The following is a 16,288-nucleotide window of genomic DNA, read 5'->3' as shown; positions in this document are numbered from 1 at the left end:
CTCTGAACTCGTTTCAGAGTCTATGGGCTGTGATGGGGGTTATATGGATCCTGACCTACGTCAGGAAGACGAAACCTTTCGTCGTTCTGAACTTGTTTCAGAATCTTTATTGGTAATGAACACCTATTTTGTGAGCACTTGGTGCTCAGTTGAAGGTGTTGTTGGTTTTGGATCTTTTCGGTATTCCTGCAGTTGGAGTATTTGTCGTTCTAGCATTTGGGTAGGTACTTGATTATACGCCTTTTCTAACCACATAATGGCAAGATCACTGTCTTTTTTAAATAGGCTATATTGTGCGTTATATTTAAAGATAGGGTTGTATAGTAAACCTAGCAGCAGTTTGGCATGCCAATATTTTTCTTGAGCCGCGCGTTCAAGCAATCGTAATGCCTGTTTTGGTTGTTGCTTGATGATGTAATACAAGGCTGCATTAAAATAATTGTAGCGACTTACTCCGGTACGATCACTTTGTAACTCTATGATTTCTTGCTCAGACAATGACATCAATAACTTCGTAATGTGTGAACGTATCATATTAACAGGAATATTATTAGGGTGCTCTAAAGCACGATTGTAATGTGTTAATGCATGATTGCGAAGTTCGTTACTGTTGGGCTGTGCTTTAAAGCGAAGATGATACACCGTTGCAATACGAATGTTAGCAATACCAGGCTCATAGGGTTTTATTTTTTCAAAACATGCAATAGCCATTTCGTCATTTTTAAGACCAAAGTGTTTCATACCTCGTCGTAAATAGGGCGACCAAGTTGCTTCGTCAGCACTCAGTGCTTTTTGTGGTAAGCCTTCGCATGCAAAAGCAGGTGTTGAGCACAGCAGCGCAATGAACATAAAGCTGAACAGCCTCATCTACAAGTTCCTGTTATGGGTTTTTATGTTTTTGCAACAGTATTAAAGATGAGCACATTTGGCAATCGGACAAATGTTGATTATTGTAAATGTGTGTAAAGATATTCTTGATTTAATGTTCTAATTAGGTTTTATATTCTGAGATTTTGGCGTGGCTAACATGAGGTTTTGGTTCAAGAATGAGTTGATATTACGTGCTTAAATATCAACTCATTGAGGGTTGGAAGAATAGGGTTAATTAAGGTGTAAAATTGGCCTTTAGCTGTAAGTTATCAGGATCATCACCTTCAGTATTGGGTACCCACTGCTGTATACATTCAATATTTGCAGCACAGTGATCGGTTAAAGCATGCAAAAAGGCCACAAGATCTTGCTGTTGATCTGAATTTAATATGGGTTTTACAAACCGTGAGCGTTCAAAGCGTCTTAATGCAGCTTGGCTATTCTCTTGAGCTTGGTCGTTTAAGCTGTCACAGTTTGCGTTGTCAGCAAATTGGGGTAACCCACATGCCCCACCGCGTTGAAAAAACTGTTCAATACTGGTAGCTGGGTCAACATAGTGGGCAACAACCTGATCTAAAGTTTCAAATGACCCAGCATGACCGTAAGGGGCAGTGAGGCTAACATTGAGTAAACTGGGCACTCTAAATGCAAACTGATTACGGCGGGTTGGCTCAATAGCAGCACGACCTATATCACTGTTGTTAGCCTGTGTACCAATACCGAATTGTGGGTAGGCCACATTAACAAAGCCTTCACGGGTGAAACGTGGTCCACCATGGCAGGTATCACATCCGGCTCCACCATCTTCTCTCGATGTAAAATACAGCAATGCACCGCGTTTTTGCTGCTCTGTTAAGGCACTGCTATCGCCATTAACATATCGATGCCAATCGGTGTCAATAAGCACCATGGATTGCTGATACTGGCCAAGTGCCAAAGCGATACTGTTAAAAGTAATTAAATTTTCGGCGGATTCTTGGCTGTTAAATGCGGTTCTAAATTGGGCTAGCCAATCATTGGTAGCAAGGCCGCCCGTTTCTGTACCGTAATCGCCAATGCGCTCAGCCAAATGACGTCTCACCTCTTCATTATTGGTTGCCTGTATGAATGCCGTTCCACGCATTTCTTCTACCGAGGTAACCGGAAAACGTGACAGAGCTGCGGTTAAGGAGTCTCCAGCATTGCCATCTGGTGTATTAAAATTAGAGTCAGGGGTGCTTATTTGATCGGTACGGTTTCCTTGTGCATCTTGTACTCGCTCAACACGTCCATCCCAAAATAAAGAGCGACGCATCAGCCCTGTATTAAACACTGTAGGGGCATTACGAGGTATGGTTACCTCGTTATTGATGGCTTTGCGGGCGAGGCCAATGGCATCGTGATCAATGGCATTTGTACCAATACTGAATGAAAGTTGATCGGCACCGCCTAGCTCAGGGTGATGGCAGGTGGCACAGGCGACTGTTTTTTCACCCCCGAGCGCTTTTGAGAAAAACAGTTTCATACCCAATTGTGGTATTGGATTGTCTATCCTTGGGGCTTGACGAGTCTGCCTAATTCTTCTATTCAGCCTTTTTTCTGTAATGAGTGTATTAAGCATAGTGTCGGTTGCGTTACTGGCTGGAGTATCAACGTTTTCACTGGATGTATTGAGTTGCATAGGCACTATGTTTTGCGGTGTTTTTAGGTGTTCAACAGGCGCTAAGTTCGCGCTGAATACAAATAGATTACTTAATACTAAAGAACTTAAAATCATATTACATCCAGTTATAAATAATGAGCTTTCAATCACAGTGCCAAGCAAATGTGGAAGAAATGTGAATTATTGTTAAAATCACACTTGTGGTTGGTTTTTATTCTTATGTAATATCTTAAAGTTCATTATTTAGTGTGGTTATCTGAGAGCGGGTACGACGAGTTGTAAATTTATTGTGTAATTCAACGACGTTGTATGTCTATATAGGGTGTTTTCAGCTGTGAGTTATGGTTGTTTGTTTAAGCTTTTTTCGTGGGATACTACCATAGTTAACATAAGCCATATTATCACTAACATTGCAGCGTAATTCAGTTCTTCATAATAATCATAGATAAACGATAGGTGAGTAAAGTTGTACATGTAATTAACCATGTATTCAATGGCAGCAAGTATTGCTAAACATGTTAGGTAGATGTAGATCCAAGGTGTGATCTTATCAAATATAGTTAAGGATACTTTTGTATTTTTATGGATACTTTTTGTTATTTTTACTCTAAACGAAAATAGACTAAGCGCTAATAGGCTCATTGTTATTTGAAAGCTATAGTGAATGGTTGCTATTGATATAGCAGATAAACCTAAATCTTGTAGTTTAGGTGAAAGCAACCTAATTAGTCGATGCTCAAAGTTGTATATAACCAAGAACATAATTGACATTTGTATTATGTTCGTTGTTTTACGTATAAGACCGTATAAAGTACAGATAACAATCAATCCACTATAAACGTTACTGATAACCACAACAGGAAGGAGTGGAATTGTGAATAATAGGAATATTGACTCTTTGAAATTTCGAATTTGGATGGCGAGTGGTTTTAAATCAATTTTACATACATTTAACCATCGAAAAAGCTGGCTTGTTTTTGGCTCACAAACCCCTTGCTCATAATTGATGACTGTTTTGCGGTCACAGTCTAGCTTTTTGGCCATCTCAGTTTGCGAGATACCAGCATTTTTTCTTATGGATTTTAAGTCGTTTCCATCAAGCACTTATTTTTCTACTTAAGGCATTAACAATTGAAGTAGTGTATACTTAAATTATGATTTCTACGTGTCACTTACCTGTTTTTTTAAATCTTTCTCATGGCAAATCGCTGTGGTAATTAAAGATGCTGATATTAAAGACCAACCTATGTAAACCAAAGGTTCATAATTGCTATAAATAAAACTAAATAAAGTTGAATTTAGTAAGTTATAAGAAAGACTTTCTACTAGTGCCAATATATATATTATACAAAGGTAGAGGAAAGACCAAGTGATGAAGGAGTCTTGTTCTAAAGGTCTTATTTTTTTAGAGTCGGAAATAGCTCTTGAAATACTAACTCTAAATATAAATAAACCAAAAGAAGTTAATGCAATTATAAGTTGAACGCCATATAATAATACTCCTCGTACTACGTTACTTTCAAAACTTCCATTACTCCAATCAATTATTTGAGTACCATAGATTATATATTCTAGAATGTTTAATGTTAGTAATATTACTGATATGTGAATTATGTTGGGCTCTTTCCTTGAAACTCCGTAAATTAAAAATACTGCTGTCATTAATATGTTTATTGAAGATGTTATATGCGGGTTCGATACAAAAGAATAAAATATAACGAGGGATAGGAAACCTATAATAATTATATTTGATGTCTTCATGGTTTTAGTTTTTTCTCACATTTTTTTATAATTGGTGGAACGTAGATATTTACAGATTTTGCTTCTTCTCTTTCTTCTTTCCATGGACCACTGCCACTTACTTTTTTACACTGTTCAAAGCTGATTATTTTCATGAGTTTTCTCCATTTTTGATTTGGTCTGGAGTATTCAGAGATGAGAGTTTGTAAGGAATTTCTCCACTTGATATAATAATACATTTTTTATTTGATAGTACCTTCATTTTAAATGCCTTAGTTTATAAACTCTCACTCTTCAGAGTCTAATTTATGTCTGATATTAGAAATTTGATTTATTAGAGGCTTAACATCGACTCTGCAAATCATTAACCATTTAAACAGTTGCCCCATTTTTGGCTCGCCGACACCAAACTCGTAATTACTGATTGTTTTTCTGTCACAACTCAGCTTTTCTGCCATTTGCGCTTGTGTAATACCGGCCTGTTTCCGCATGGCCTTAAGGTCATCACCATTGATCACGTCCTATCCTTAAATTATCGATGGAAAGGTTATTTTAATTATATTTAACGGAAATATAACATTGCAATGACATAATGTAAACCAGCATGGATATGATAATATTTATATGCGAATTAGTGAAGGGGTTGTTGGTGTTTTGATAAAATAAATGCGTGGGTATTTATACCGGGTGTGGTTCGCAAAGGGAGAGGTTGTATGGGTCCTGACTTGCGTCAGGAAGACGAAAGAGCGGGCAATAAAGGGTAGCTGAAATGGATCCTACGCTCCAAACCCTTCGTCGTTCTGAACTTGTTTCAGAATCCATTATGTGAAGGCCGTGGATGGTGTGATGGGGGGGATGTGGGTCCTGACCTTCGTCAGGAAGACGGAATAGGGATATAAGCGTCTGGGTCCTAAGCTTCGTCAGGAAGACGAAATAGGGGTATAAGCGTCTGGGTCCTGACCTTCGTCAGGAAGACGAATGAGAGGGTGATAAAGGGTAGTTGAAATGGATCCTGCGCTCCAAACCCTTCGTCGTTCTGAACTTGTTTCAGAATCCATTATGTGAAGGCCGTGGATGGTGTGACGACTGGCCTGGGTCCTAAGCTTCGTCAGGAAGACGAAATAGGGATATAAGCGTCTGGGTCCTGACCTTCGTCAGGAAGACGGTAATAAATTGTAGCTTAAATGGGTCCTGACCTGCGTCAGGAAGACGAATGAGAGGGTGATAAAGGGTAGTTGAAGTGGGTCCTGCGCTTCAAACCCTTCGTCGTTCTGAACTTGTTTCAGAATCCATTGTGTGAAGATCGTGGGTGGTGTGACGACTGGCATGGATCCTGACCTTCGTCAGGAAGACGAATGAGAGGGTGATAAAGGGTAGCTGAAATGGGCCCTGGGCTCCAAACCCTTCGTCGTTCTGAACTTGTTTCAGAATCCATTATGTGAAGGCCGTGGATGGTGTGACGACTGGCATGGATCCTGACCTGCGTCAGGAAGACGAAATGAGTAAGGCAGTAAAGGGGAAGTAAAATGGGCCCTGATCTACATCTGGAGGACTAAAGGGTCGTTTCGCATCAATCTAGGTGGTTTTCTAGGCGAATCTGCGAGATAAACCCAATTAATTCACAGTAAATTGTGCTATTTCACAAGTTATTTATATTGTGGGGAGATTTTTTCACATCATTTACTTAATTATGTTTACAGTCGGTTTTCATAGTAAGTAAGGATATGTCATTGATGACTAGTTTGTTACCACTGGATGTGGCATCTGAATCGTTAAATAAATTTGGGTTGCGAGATGTGACTAAGTACTCTATTGCAACGAAAAAAATATACATAAAGCATGTGTTTATAAAAAACCTCGATGCGGATATTGTAAAGCCCAAACTCAGCTATACCGATTTTGAGTTTTTTAGGACGACGAATGCGGTCGACGGGTATTGTTATATTTTGGTGTACGTATTTAACAAGCGCCGCAAGAAGTTTGATATGGCATTTTTCTTAGAAGATGCTGAAGCGATTAAAGGCATTGATATGCTTGAAGCTAAAAAGAGAATGACTGATTTACATACCATATCTCGTAATATACGCGGTGCGTTACTAGGCCAGTTTTAATCGTATGGCCTAGTGTTTATAGTCTTGTCTATTGTGTATCACGTGGGGGCCACTCAGTATAAAGGGTGAATTGTACCCACTGCGACATTATGTCACACCCTTCCTGTGATTATTCGAATTATACTACTCCCATCTTTTTGAAATAATAACAATAATGATATGATCAAGTCTTTACTTGTTTGGCATAGGCGCCTTGCCTTGCTGTGTGTTATTCCCTTTATTGTGTGGGCGCTAAGTGGTTTGTTACATCCTGCTATGTCTCACTTTGCCAAAGCTGAACGGTTAAAAGCGCCTTTAGTGGTGGTGCCTGATCATGTGTTAGCAACTGCGCTGCCACTTAAGCAGGTTTTAACGGATAATCATATCACTCAATTAAGTCACGCAAGTATTGTTGAATATATCGGCAATTATTATTATCAAGTGATTGTCGCTGGTATCGAGAATAGGCGTACGGTTTATTATTCAACCCGTACAGGTGTAGTAAATAGGGCCTTGAATGATGAGCTTTATGCTCGTTATTTGGCACAAACCTGGTCTGGTCAGCTGGCGTTAGAAGTCGCATTAATTAATGAATTTAGCCCTGCATATGCGGAAATAAATCGTATGCTGCCGGTGTATCGTGTCACCTTATCGAATGAAAATAACCTCTATGTTGATACCTTAAGTAAGCGCATTGCGGCACATAATACGCCCTTAAGAGAAAGTTTATCGTTTTGGTTTAAGCAACTTCATACTTTTGAGTTTGTTGGTGGGCGCCATGATTTATGGCGTATTATACCCATGCTGGCTATCTCATTATTACTGTTTGGCACTGCTATTTTTGGCTTGTTGAGTTATAGCTTGCTATGGCGACGTTTAAAAAACAAACGGGTTAATACACCGGTATTACACCGTTCATTCGGTGTGGTTTTAAGTGTATGTATGTTGGGCTTTTCGACAAGCAGTATACATATATTAGTTGATAAGCTTTTCCCCGAGACGTTTAGGGCGTTGTCACCTGGCAACGCTATTTTTACAGCCTCTTTAACCCACGACCCTGTTAATGATTTGCTCCAAGCACAAGGTGACAACTTTCAACTAGTGGTTATTGGTGAACAAATTTTTACTCAGGTTGTTAAGCAAGTGAAGGCACAACATAAGCCTGTGCTTGATTTTAGTTATTGGCGTGGTGAACGCGCTGATGTGACAAGTGTTGATGTGGCCACCTCACTACTTTCAAGGCAACTCAACGTAGCAGGTGCCGTGTCTCATTGGCAAAAGGTTGATAAATTTGGTCCGACATATGGGTTTATTAATAAGCGTTTGCCCGTTATTCAAGTTAGCTACGCACATATGCCAGATGTACTTTATAGTGTTGAGCCCCACACTGGGTTTATTGCCAGTGTTGATGGCGACTGGCAAACCGCACGGAGTTGGCACTTTGGGTATCTTCATAAATACCATTTTTTAAACCCATTAGGCAGAGGCACGCGTGATATTATAATGACCTTTATATGTATTGGGCTTGTCATTACCGCAGGGTTTGGCGTGCGTTTGTATATAGGTCGTCGTTATCGCCAAAAACAAGCTTGTGCGCGCCGATTATTACATCCTGTAATAACCCCAGTAAAAAGTAATTAATTAAAATAACAACTTAGGAATATTTAGCATGAAGCAACGCTTTCGTTATTCGCTTATTTCGTTGTCAATTTTGTCAGCGTGTTCACTGAATGCAATGGCAAACTATGATGATGGCATGGATGAAATAGAGCAAATAACCGTTACCTCAACCCGTACCGCTAAATCGAGTACTGAATTGGCTTTGAGTATAGGCAGTGTATCAGAAGACGTTTTAAACAATGACAATAGCCAGCACCTATCAGAATCGTTGCAAACCATTCCGGGTGTACTATTAAACCAATTGTCGGGCGGTCAGGGGCACAATGCAGCAATTAGAATGCCTATAAACTATGGTGGCTATACGCTCTACCTACAAGATAATGTGCCATTGCAATCTGCGGCTTTTTATAATCACAACGCACTTTGGTGGGCAAGCAGTAATTCATCACTTTCACGCCTAGAAGTAATGAAAGGTGCGGGAACCAGTTTGTATGGGTCAGGTGCTGTTGCAGCAACGGTCAATATATTATCGGCCCCTGTAGATTCAGATAAAAATGAGGTTGGTATCACTTTGGGTGAAAATGGGTACGCACGATATCAAGGCAGTGCGACACATCATTTATCAGATCAAAATGGGGTGAGGATATCAGGAGCGTACTTGAGTAATGATGGTTGGCGTGACAATAGTCGCGTTGAAAAAACCGAGTTCAACGTGTTGCACGAAGTGAGTGTTGCCGACAAACATTCGTTTAAAACCAGCATAATGGCCTCATCTCTTGATCAACAAATGTTGAACGCCTTGACGGCCGATATGTTTGCACAAGACCCGTCGCAATCAGGGTTACCAGCTGAAGTGATAAAAATAGATCCTCGGCGTAAAACTGACTACTTTCGTATTAGTTCAGAGTATCAGTATCAAGGAGATGGTGTTTTTGCGTCGATTATTCCTTATGCGCGTTATCGCAGTAACGATTATATCGCAACGTGGCAGCCCAATATGCCGCAAGTTGAGTCAAGCGTAAAAACGATAGGCGTGCTTGCATTAAGTAATTTTAGCCACAGTGATGATTTTGAAACCACCATTGGTATTGACTTAGAATATTCGCAAGGTGATGCATTTTCTTTTCAAGCAGCCACCAGAACTACATCGGGTTGGGGGGCGGCAACGTATCCAAAAGGGCATGTATTTTATGATGATAAAACGCGCTTTAAAGGCATAGCACCTTATATTCAGCATGTGGGTTCTATCACGAGCCAGCTGAGTTATTCATTAGGGTTAAGATACGATAGCAATGAATATGAGTTTGAAAACAACTTAGCGGTTTACGATGACGATGGGTTTGGCAATCGCTCGATAGCAGACAGAACAGACACGTTTGACCATATGAGCCCGAAGGCGAGTTTGAACTATCAATTAGATGATACCAGTAATGTGTATGTGCGTTTTGCGAACGCAATTCGCATTCCAACTGCGTCTGAGCTGTATCATTTAAAAACCAAGGAAACCAGCGCTCAGTTGAGTTCTTTAAGTGAGGAAACGTCAGATACTTACGAAGTGGGTTATAAGGTAAATCTTGACGCGTTCTCGCTAGAGTTGGCGTATTATATTATGGCTGTAGATGATGCCATTGTCACAGCGTATGATGATTTTGGTGCGTCTTATCGGGTAAATGCTGCAAGTGTTGAGCATCAGGGCATAGAGCTTGGTGTGAATTATCAATATTCTGATTCTGTATCGGTTGCGTTTGCATACAGTCAATCGGATCATGAATTTGATCATTATATTGAAGACCAAGGCCGCGTGGATTATAAGTCTAAAGAGAGTAAAGCACACGACTTGTCAGGCAACAGTTTACAAATGGCTCCTGAGTATGTGGCGAATTTAAGGCTTAACTATAATAGCCGTGCTATTGAAGGACTGAATATCATTGCAGAGCTACAAAGCATTGGTGATTACTGGATGGATGCTAAAAATACGCAAAAGTATTCAGGCTATACAGTCGCCAATTTGAAGTTTAACTATGATTTATCTGATGCACTTAAACTGCATGTACGCATTGCAAATGTCACTGATAAAAAATATGCCTTACAAAGTGAATTAAGGTATGGCAAAGAGCGGATTCAACCTGGTACGCCGCGTACCGTGTATGCAGGGTTAAATTACTCGTTTTAAAAAGTCATGTTGGTTTGTTCAACATCGATAAAATGAGGTAGCAATCACACAATGGTATTGGAGCAAGGCGCAATCATAGTATGCGCCTGCTTTTATTAAGCTCGATTGTTAAAGATCATGCCTGAATGGCTAGAACCATTGCTCGCAAATAAACTTTGTACGAGTGTGGAGGTTTGTTTTTTTATGACCAATTGAACATTTTGTAGCTGTTCATCAAGCTGTTCTTTCAATTTAGCTACTTGTGCTGTTTGTTCATCTTTAGACAGCGTTTTATCCGCGCGTACTTCTCCGATCTTTGCTTGCAGTATTCTTATATTACCGACTATTTTTTCTTGGTCGCTTATGTCTTCTTTTTTGTTTTTTGCAGATGCTTGAGCTGCGTCATCTTGGCTTTTTTCTGGCTCTACGGGTGTCGAAACGGGTTTATTGTCCGTGTCAGTTGCCTGAGTATTTGCTGCATTGTTCTCCTGTGCTGTTTTCGTAGATGTTTTGGCTAAATTATTAATGTCTAGATTTGAATATGCTTGTGGAGGTAATGAATTAAAGTTCATACGATCAAGGCCCTTACGCGACAGAAAATTGGCTAAGTGTTTATATCTGAACAGGGAAGCACTAATCGTACCAATTATAGATATTTTAATGACTTAACGTAGGCTTGTATTTTGTCTCTAAAGATCATTCTCATGTTTCGCTGCTCTGAAGGTGTGTCATAGTTCGTGTATCGTTATCGCTTGGATTGGTTAGTAAAGGTATGGGCCCTGACCTGCGTCAGGGAGACGAAAACACTTTCGTCGTTCTGAACTTGTTTCAGAGTCTATGGATGAGGTGTGTGCTTATGGGTCCTGACCTGCGTCAGGAAGACGAATAGGAGGACGAGCATTTTGTGTCAGGAAGATGAAAACACTTTCGTCGCTCTGAACTTGGTTCAGAGTCTATGGGTGAGGTGTGTGTTTATGGATCCTGACCTGCGTCAGGAAGATGAAAATACTTTCGTCGCTCTGAACTCGTTTCAAAGTCTATGGGTGAGGTATGTGTTTATGGGTCCTGACCTGCGTCAGGGAGACGAGTAGGAGGACGAGCATTTTGTGTCATGAAGACGAAAATACTTTCGTCGCTCTGAACTTGGTTCAGAGTCTATGGGTGAGGTGTGTGTTTATGGATCCTGACCTGCGTCAGGGAGACGAGTAGGAGGACGAGCATTTTGTGTCAGGAAGACGAATAGGAAGACGAGCATTTTGTGTCAGGAAGATGAAAACACTTTCGTCGTTCTGAACTTGTTTCAGAATCCATTATGTGACGACCGCGGGTGGTGTAACGATTTGCATGGATCCTGACCTGCGTCAGGAAGACGAATGGAAGACGAATGGAAGACGAATAGGAGGACGGGCATTTTGTGTCAGGAAGATGAAAACACTTTCGTCGTTCTGAACTTGTTTCAGAATCCATTATGTGACGACCGCGGGTGGTGTAACGATTTGCATGGATCCTGACCTGCGTCAGGAAGACGAATGGAAGACGAATAGGAGGACGGGCATTTTGTGTCAGGAAGATGAAAATACTTTCGTCGCTCTGAACTTGGTTCAGAGTCTATGGGTGAGGTGTGCGTTTATGGGTCCTGACCTGCGTCAGGAAGACGAATGGGAGGACGGGCATTCTGTGTCATGAAGACGAAAACACTTTCGTCGCTCTGAACTTGGTTCAGAGTCTATACCGATAGATGGTTTACGATACAGACTCATGGACACTAGCCGACCCCAAGGGCCTTTAGTCGTTTTTTAATAATGGGGTTGTCGGTTGAGTTTAGTAGGTTTCTCAAGCGACTTTTGTTTTGTTGGTTGAGTACCACGCCTGAATCAGACAATGTGCGAGCGAATACGTCAACACTTTGCACTGTGGGGTTTTTTAGTAACGCAGTGATGATTTGTGCATGATAGTGTGGTTCTGTTGATAAAAGCTTTACTGCATCACGTTGAATGTCTGCGTGTGGGTGCTGTAAAAGTTTGGCAACGGTTGGTAACAAATGAGGAATTTTACTATTTCCTACAGCAAGTATGGCTGTGCCTAAGTGCTGCTCCCCATTGAGGGAGTTTAATAAAAATGTCTCAACCGAAGCTTGTTGTTGTGGGGTAAACTTGGCCATTGACCCTAAATTTAGTAAAGCTGTTTTAGCTAATGGACTATTTGGCTTATCTGCGATGGTTGCTAATGCATTAAACGAGATGTTTGACGACGCCCCAAAGCGGCCCAGTGCAATAAGTAGTTTTTGTTTAGTTTGAATATTAACTTGCTCAGTAGAAAGTAAATCAGTGAGCATCTGTTCAGCAAGTGGGCTTTGTTCTTTTTGTAACGCGTAAATAATTGCAGAGCTGGCAGTTGGGTCTTCCTCGATGAGTGCAACGAGTTCAGATAAATCAAATTCACTGAGCAGGTGTTTCCCAATATGCTTGGCTAATAGTGGATCTAGCGATGTTTTTAGTTCCAAGATTGCGTCTTGTAATGCTTTAGGGCCTGTAATTTCTCGTGCAACCGGAGATTGAGATGCCTTTGTCAAAGTGGCATTGTGATCGCGACTTACTGCTATTAGCGGCATCGATTGATGATTCAGGCGGGTAATATGCACTTTTTGTATTACCTGATATTTTTGTGCATTATTTTCCCATAGGTTCTCAGATGAATAGCTTACCTCCACAGGGGTGTCATGGTTAGTTAAGGTCATTGACCAATGCTCTTGCTCATCATTAATCGCAGATGCAGAATGAAGCTGACGCGACTCAAGGTGGCGGCTTATCTGATCACCTAACCTGTTATATGAGTAGGTCTTCTTCCCATGCGCATCGTTAAACGTTAAGGTTGACTGCTCTGAGAAACTCATTAAATTAAGTATGTTAGGTAATACATTTAACGTATGTTCACTCGGTAAGGCGAGCAAGTTTACTTGCGTGATCTCAGTGCCACGACGGTTAAATGTGAATGGCAACTGTGGTGTTAAAGGCTGTGGCTTGCCATTATTCATAAACACAATATCGGTCAATAGGCCTTGGTTGACTTGTGTATTGCCTAAATGCATGTGCCAACTAAGAGATGAATGGGTTATGACGGCTTTATTTTCGGCGAGCACGGCTGACTCTATTGTTACGGAGTATGTGTGTTGCAATATTTTTTTCGATGCACTGTGTGAAATCGGGTTTTTAAATAAGGTTTGCTCTACCTGCTCTTCTTTATGCTGTGTGATGTAAAGTATGCACCCAGCACACAATGCAAGTAGTAGTAAAGTTGCTTTTAGCTTCATGGTCAATTCCTGTTGTGGTGACCAGTTAGATCACCACGGTGTTCAATACAAAAGGTTATAGCGTGTCCCATTGTGGGCTAGCGTATTCATATAATGTGTATTCACGTTGATAAAGTGGGTCCCATTTCATGACATCAACATTGAATTGCAGTAAACCCCATAGCTTTTTGCAGTAAGCTTGAATTTTTCCGTCTCCACCACTGAATTGGGTGGTCACTTTTAGCTCCAAAAAGCCTTGTTCTATTATTTGTTCATCATGTTTGATTCGGCGGATCCCTGCTTCCACATACCCTTTACCTTTTACTTTTAAAAGGCTTAACTTACCTTTCACACCGGCTTCAGAAATACCATGACCAAATGAAGCGTATGCTGAGCTACTTACTACTCCCCCAATATAAGGCGCAACTTCTGCGTAAATGTAATCTGGTCGTCTAACACCATCAACTTCAAAAGGTTCTTCGTTGTTGTGACCGCCAATGACACCACCCACCGTAAAATCGGCACCAGCTTCTATACCGGCACCAAATTTAACGCCAAGCTTTAATAGACCTAACGGATCAAGTGGTAACTCAACTTTTGGCTTGATTGCTTCAGGTATTAGATCGAAATAATACTCAACAGGGTAAGTGATTGATGCGTTTAGCAAGTCGTCACAATTGGGTTTAAATGCAGCAACGCTATCTTCACCAACAGTTAAATTAAATGTCATACCTTGTGTGCAATCAAGCTTACTTGGGTTGAAGGCAAATTCGACAGAGCCAACTGCAATTTTAAAATTGCGATTGTGAAGTTTTAACCAATTTCCTGCTTGATAAAAACCACTGGTTGCCCCTTTACTCGTTTCATCTACATACATCCACCCTTGTTGATCTCTGTATTGGTGAGAGCGACCCACTGCGTTGTTTTTATTGATAACACGTGATTTCTGCTCTACGTAACCAGGGTCTTTGTATAGGTAGGCATTGGCGGTTGGTGCGAATGCCAATGCAGTTAAAGCTGTTGCAAAGAGCGTTGATATTGTTTTCATGATTTCCTCGAAAGTTGTTGTGTGTTTTATGTTGTGTTGCGCAACGCAGAGCAAGATACATTACAATATTTACAATTTAGTTACAGTTGTACCGGTAATTTTGTAAAATTAGTGTGTATTTATTCTTTTTGGGTACTCTGTGACATGGATAAAGTGAGGAGAAATAATGCGTGTTTATGGCATGTTGATGCCTTAAATTATTATTTTTGAGATTGGGTCATGGTGTTATTGCACGCTTCAGTGTTGATGAGGGAGTGATTGCATCTGGCTTTATTACGGGAAGAGGTGAGCTGGCTTTTCGTCGTGGTGTGCCTATTACATGGTAGCTTTTTTGTTTTATATGTTAGGCTTACAATGACTAAATGGTGGTTAAGTAGATTGTCAGTTAATGCTAATTGGGGTGGCAGTAATTTTATGGCTTTTAAACGTATTATTGTGGCGGTTATCGTTATTGTTGTATGTATTTGGTTTTTTCTCGACTTTCAAAGTAAAAGCACAGCTATGCCTTCCCCCAGCATGTCAAAAAATGTGGTCACAGTTCAAACGGATAACGCATTACCGCCAGAAATTCGTAAAACAACGATTGCAGCCCAACCTCAGAGAAAGCTTGAACACAAACAATGTGATCTGAGCGGGTTCTTTAATTATCAAAGAGACTCTGCTAGGCGGTTGGCTGAAACGCTTGGCCCTGAATTTTTTCTATTTGAAAGTGTTATTAATCAGCAGCTTGAATTAAAAGTTTATCATCAAGGCGTCATCAATACGACATTCACTACAAAGTTGGTTACACGATTAAGGAGTGTACATACTCATTACGTGCGTATGCTAGGACAAAGCGCGGTCAAGCCCATTGATGTGAACTTAATTATTATGGATAGTCGCGCAGCTTATGAAGATCATACCTCGCAAGGGGGGTTTGACCCTCGTTCAAGCCAAGGTGTCTTTTTTCATGGTAACAACTCCGCTTTTGTCGAATATAAGGGAGATAACACGACTTTGAAAACCGCCATTCATGAGGCTGTACATGCAATTAATCTGAGGCTCATTGGGAGTATGCCTCGCTGGCTAAATGAAGGGTTGGCTGAAACATTTGAAAGTGTTAATGGTCACAGTGGCTTTGACGTAGATTACCGCATACTGAATAGAACACCTATGGAGCTTTATTCGGTGCTCGATTCTGAAACTCAGTGGGGCAGTATTGATACAGCTCAATTATACTTTAGTGGCTGGGCATGGGTACATTATATGCTTAATGACGTTCCAGCAGAGCAAGCGTTATTGGCTTTGCTTAGACAAGAGCAGCAAAATATGTGTGTGATGTTATCAAGTGAGCAAATTGCGGGCTTATTGGAAGCCGCCCACCCAACCATTGAACAAGCGTTTAATCAATGGCGAATGGACCGCTTAGCAACGCACTAAAGTGAATGATACGCACGTCGATCGAGTGTGTAAGCGAGTGTGGCGTTCATAGTTTTGTTAGCAGTTGTTTGGCTGTATCACGTGTTAAGCACGCAGCCATCGGGGTTTTCTTGAACTTGTTGTTACTGACCGTACGATTAATGCCTTTATGAGTCAGGTTGTCGCTCAAAACATTAACACGACAAACTGTATTTTCATTGTTATTTGAATATATAAGCTCAACTTTATCAGCCCTCATAATTAAGTTTTTATACGGGTAACCTTCAGCAGTATTGATTGTTTCTTGCTGACTTTCTGTGGCGTGTACCATAGTTGCAGACAGTATGTTGGCAGTGAATAATATAGGTAGTATAAGTAACTTATTCATAGTAATGCTCTTTAGTTGTTTGATGCCTAATGAGTATTAAGTGATTTAAGA

General features: G+C 40.7%; 14 protein-coding genes. 4 read left to right on the top strand and 10 right to left on the bottom strand.

Annotated features, from left to right (window positions below; translation table 11 throughout):
• Positions 1–123: 123 nt before the first annotated feature.
• From J8L98_RS23455 to J8L98_RS23430, 6 genes are all read right to left on the bottom strand, one after another.
• Positions 124–867 carry a hypothetical protein gene (locus J8L98_RS23455; protein ID WP_210998475.1) on the bottom strand — a complete coding sequence of 248 codons (744 nt, stop codon included), beginning with the start codon at positions 865–867 and terminating at the stop codon, positions 124–126.
• Between the two features lie 238 nt (positions 868–1,105).
• The gene (locus J8L98_RS23450; protein WP_247682677.1) at positions 1,106–2,626 is read right to left on the bottom strand and encodes a cytochrome c peroxidase; all 1,521 of its coding nucleotides are present in this window, start codon (positions 2,624–2,626) and stop codon (positions 1,106–1,108) included.
• Positions 2,627–2,851: 225 nt separating this feature from the next.
• Positions 2,852–3,616 carry a helix-turn-helix transcriptional regulator gene (locus J8L98_RS23445; protein WP_210998474.1) on the bottom strand — a complete coding sequence of 255 codons (765 nt, stop codon included), beginning with the start codon at positions 3,614–3,616 and terminating at the stop codon, positions 2,852–2,854.
• Positions 3,617–3,673: 57 nt separating this feature from the next.
• On the bottom strand, positions 3,674–4,174 hold the full coding sequence (locus J8L98_RS23440) for a hypothetical protein (protein WP_210998473.1): 501 nt from the start codon (positions 4,172–4,174) through the stop codon (positions 3,674–3,676).
• Between the two features lie 95 nt (positions 4,175–4,269).
• A complete protein-coding gene (locus J8L98_RS23435; protein WP_210998472.1) occupies positions 4,270–4,407 on the bottom strand; it encodes a hypothetical protein in 138 nt (45 codons plus the stop codon).
• A gap of 132 nt (positions 4,408–4,539) precedes the next feature.
• A complete protein-coding gene (locus tag J8L98_RS23430; RefSeq protein WP_210998471.1) occupies positions 4,540–4,770 on the bottom strand; it encodes a helix-turn-helix transcriptional regulator in 231 nt (76 codons plus the stop codon).
• Between the two features lie 1,215 nt (positions 4,771–5,985).
• Here J8L98_RS23430 and J8L98_RS23425 point away from each other — a divergent pair.
• The 3 genes from J8L98_RS23425 (at position 5,986) to J8L98_RS23415 (ending at position 10,135) form a co-directional block, all read left to right on the top strand.
• The gene (locus tag J8L98_RS23425; protein ID WP_210998470.1) at positions 5,986–6,363 is read left to right on the top strand and encodes a hypothetical protein; all 378 of its coding nucleotides are present in this window, start codon (positions 5,986–5,988) and stop codon (positions 6,361–6,363) included.
• A gap of 159 nt (positions 6,364–6,522) precedes the next feature.
• The gene (locus J8L98_RS23420; RefSeq protein WP_210998469.1) at positions 6,523–7,983 is read left to right on the top strand and encodes a PepSY domain-containing protein; all 1,461 of its coding nucleotides are present in this window, start codon (positions 6,523–6,525) and stop codon (positions 7,981–7,983) included.
• Between the two features lie 28 nt (positions 7,984–8,011).
• Positions 8,012–10,135, top strand: coding sequence for a TonB-dependent receptor (locus J8L98_RS23415; RefSeq protein ID WP_210998468.1), 2,124 nt, complete (start codon positions 8,012–8,014; stop codon positions 10,133–10,135).
• A 95-nt stretch (positions 10,136–10,230) separates the two neighbouring features.
• Here the strand turns inward: J8L98_RS23415 and J8L98_RS23410 are convergent, their stop codons facing one another.
• The 3 genes from J8L98_RS23410 to J8L98_RS23400 form a co-directional block, all read right to left on the bottom strand.
• Positions 10,231–10,686: a hypothetical protein gene (locus tag J8L98_RS23410; protein ID WP_210998467.1), complete on the bottom strand. Its 456-nt coding sequence runs from the start codon at positions 10,684–10,686 to the stop codon at positions 10,231–10,233.
• A 1,193-nt stretch (positions 10,687–11,879) separates the two neighbouring features.
• Positions 11,880–13,424 (bottom strand): hypothetical protein, encoded by a 1,545-nt coding sequence (locus J8L98_RS23405; protein WP_210998466.1) that lies wholly within the window; start codon positions 13,422–13,424, stop codon positions 11,880–11,882.
• A gap of 55 nt (positions 13,425–13,479) precedes the next feature.
• Positions 13,480–14,451 carry a hypothetical protein gene (locus J8L98_RS23400; RefSeq protein ID WP_210998465.1) on the bottom strand — a complete coding sequence of 324 codons (972 nt, stop codon included), beginning with the start codon at positions 14,449–14,451 and terminating at the stop codon, positions 13,480–13,482.
• Between the two features lie 354 nt (positions 14,452–14,805).
• Between J8L98_RS23400 and J8L98_RS23395 the strand changes: the two genes are divergently transcribed.
• Positions 14,806–15,870 (top strand): hypothetical protein, encoded by a 1,065-nt coding sequence (locus J8L98_RS23395; RefSeq protein WP_210998464.1) that lies wholly within the window; start codon positions 14,806–14,808, stop codon positions 15,868–15,870.
• A gap of 46 nt (positions 15,871–15,916) precedes the next feature.
• Here J8L98_RS23395 and J8L98_RS23390 read toward each other — a convergent pair whose 3' ends face one another.
• Entirely contained in the window at positions 15,917–16,237 is a 321-nt protein-coding gene (locus J8L98_RS23390; protein WP_210998463.1) for a hypothetical protein, read from the bottom strand.
• Between the last annotated feature and the right edge of the window lie 51 nt (positions 16,238–16,288).

The sequence above is a fragment of the Pseudoalteromonas sp. MMG013 genome (assembly GCF_018100885.1).
GTDB classification, from domain to species: Bacteria; Pseudomonadota; Gammaproteobacteria; order Enterobacterales; family Alteromonadaceae; genus Pseudoalteromonas; species Pseudoalteromonas aurantia.
The sequence above is the reverse complement of the archived record's forward strand: the minus strand, read 5'-3'. Positions and strand labels throughout refer to the sequence as shown.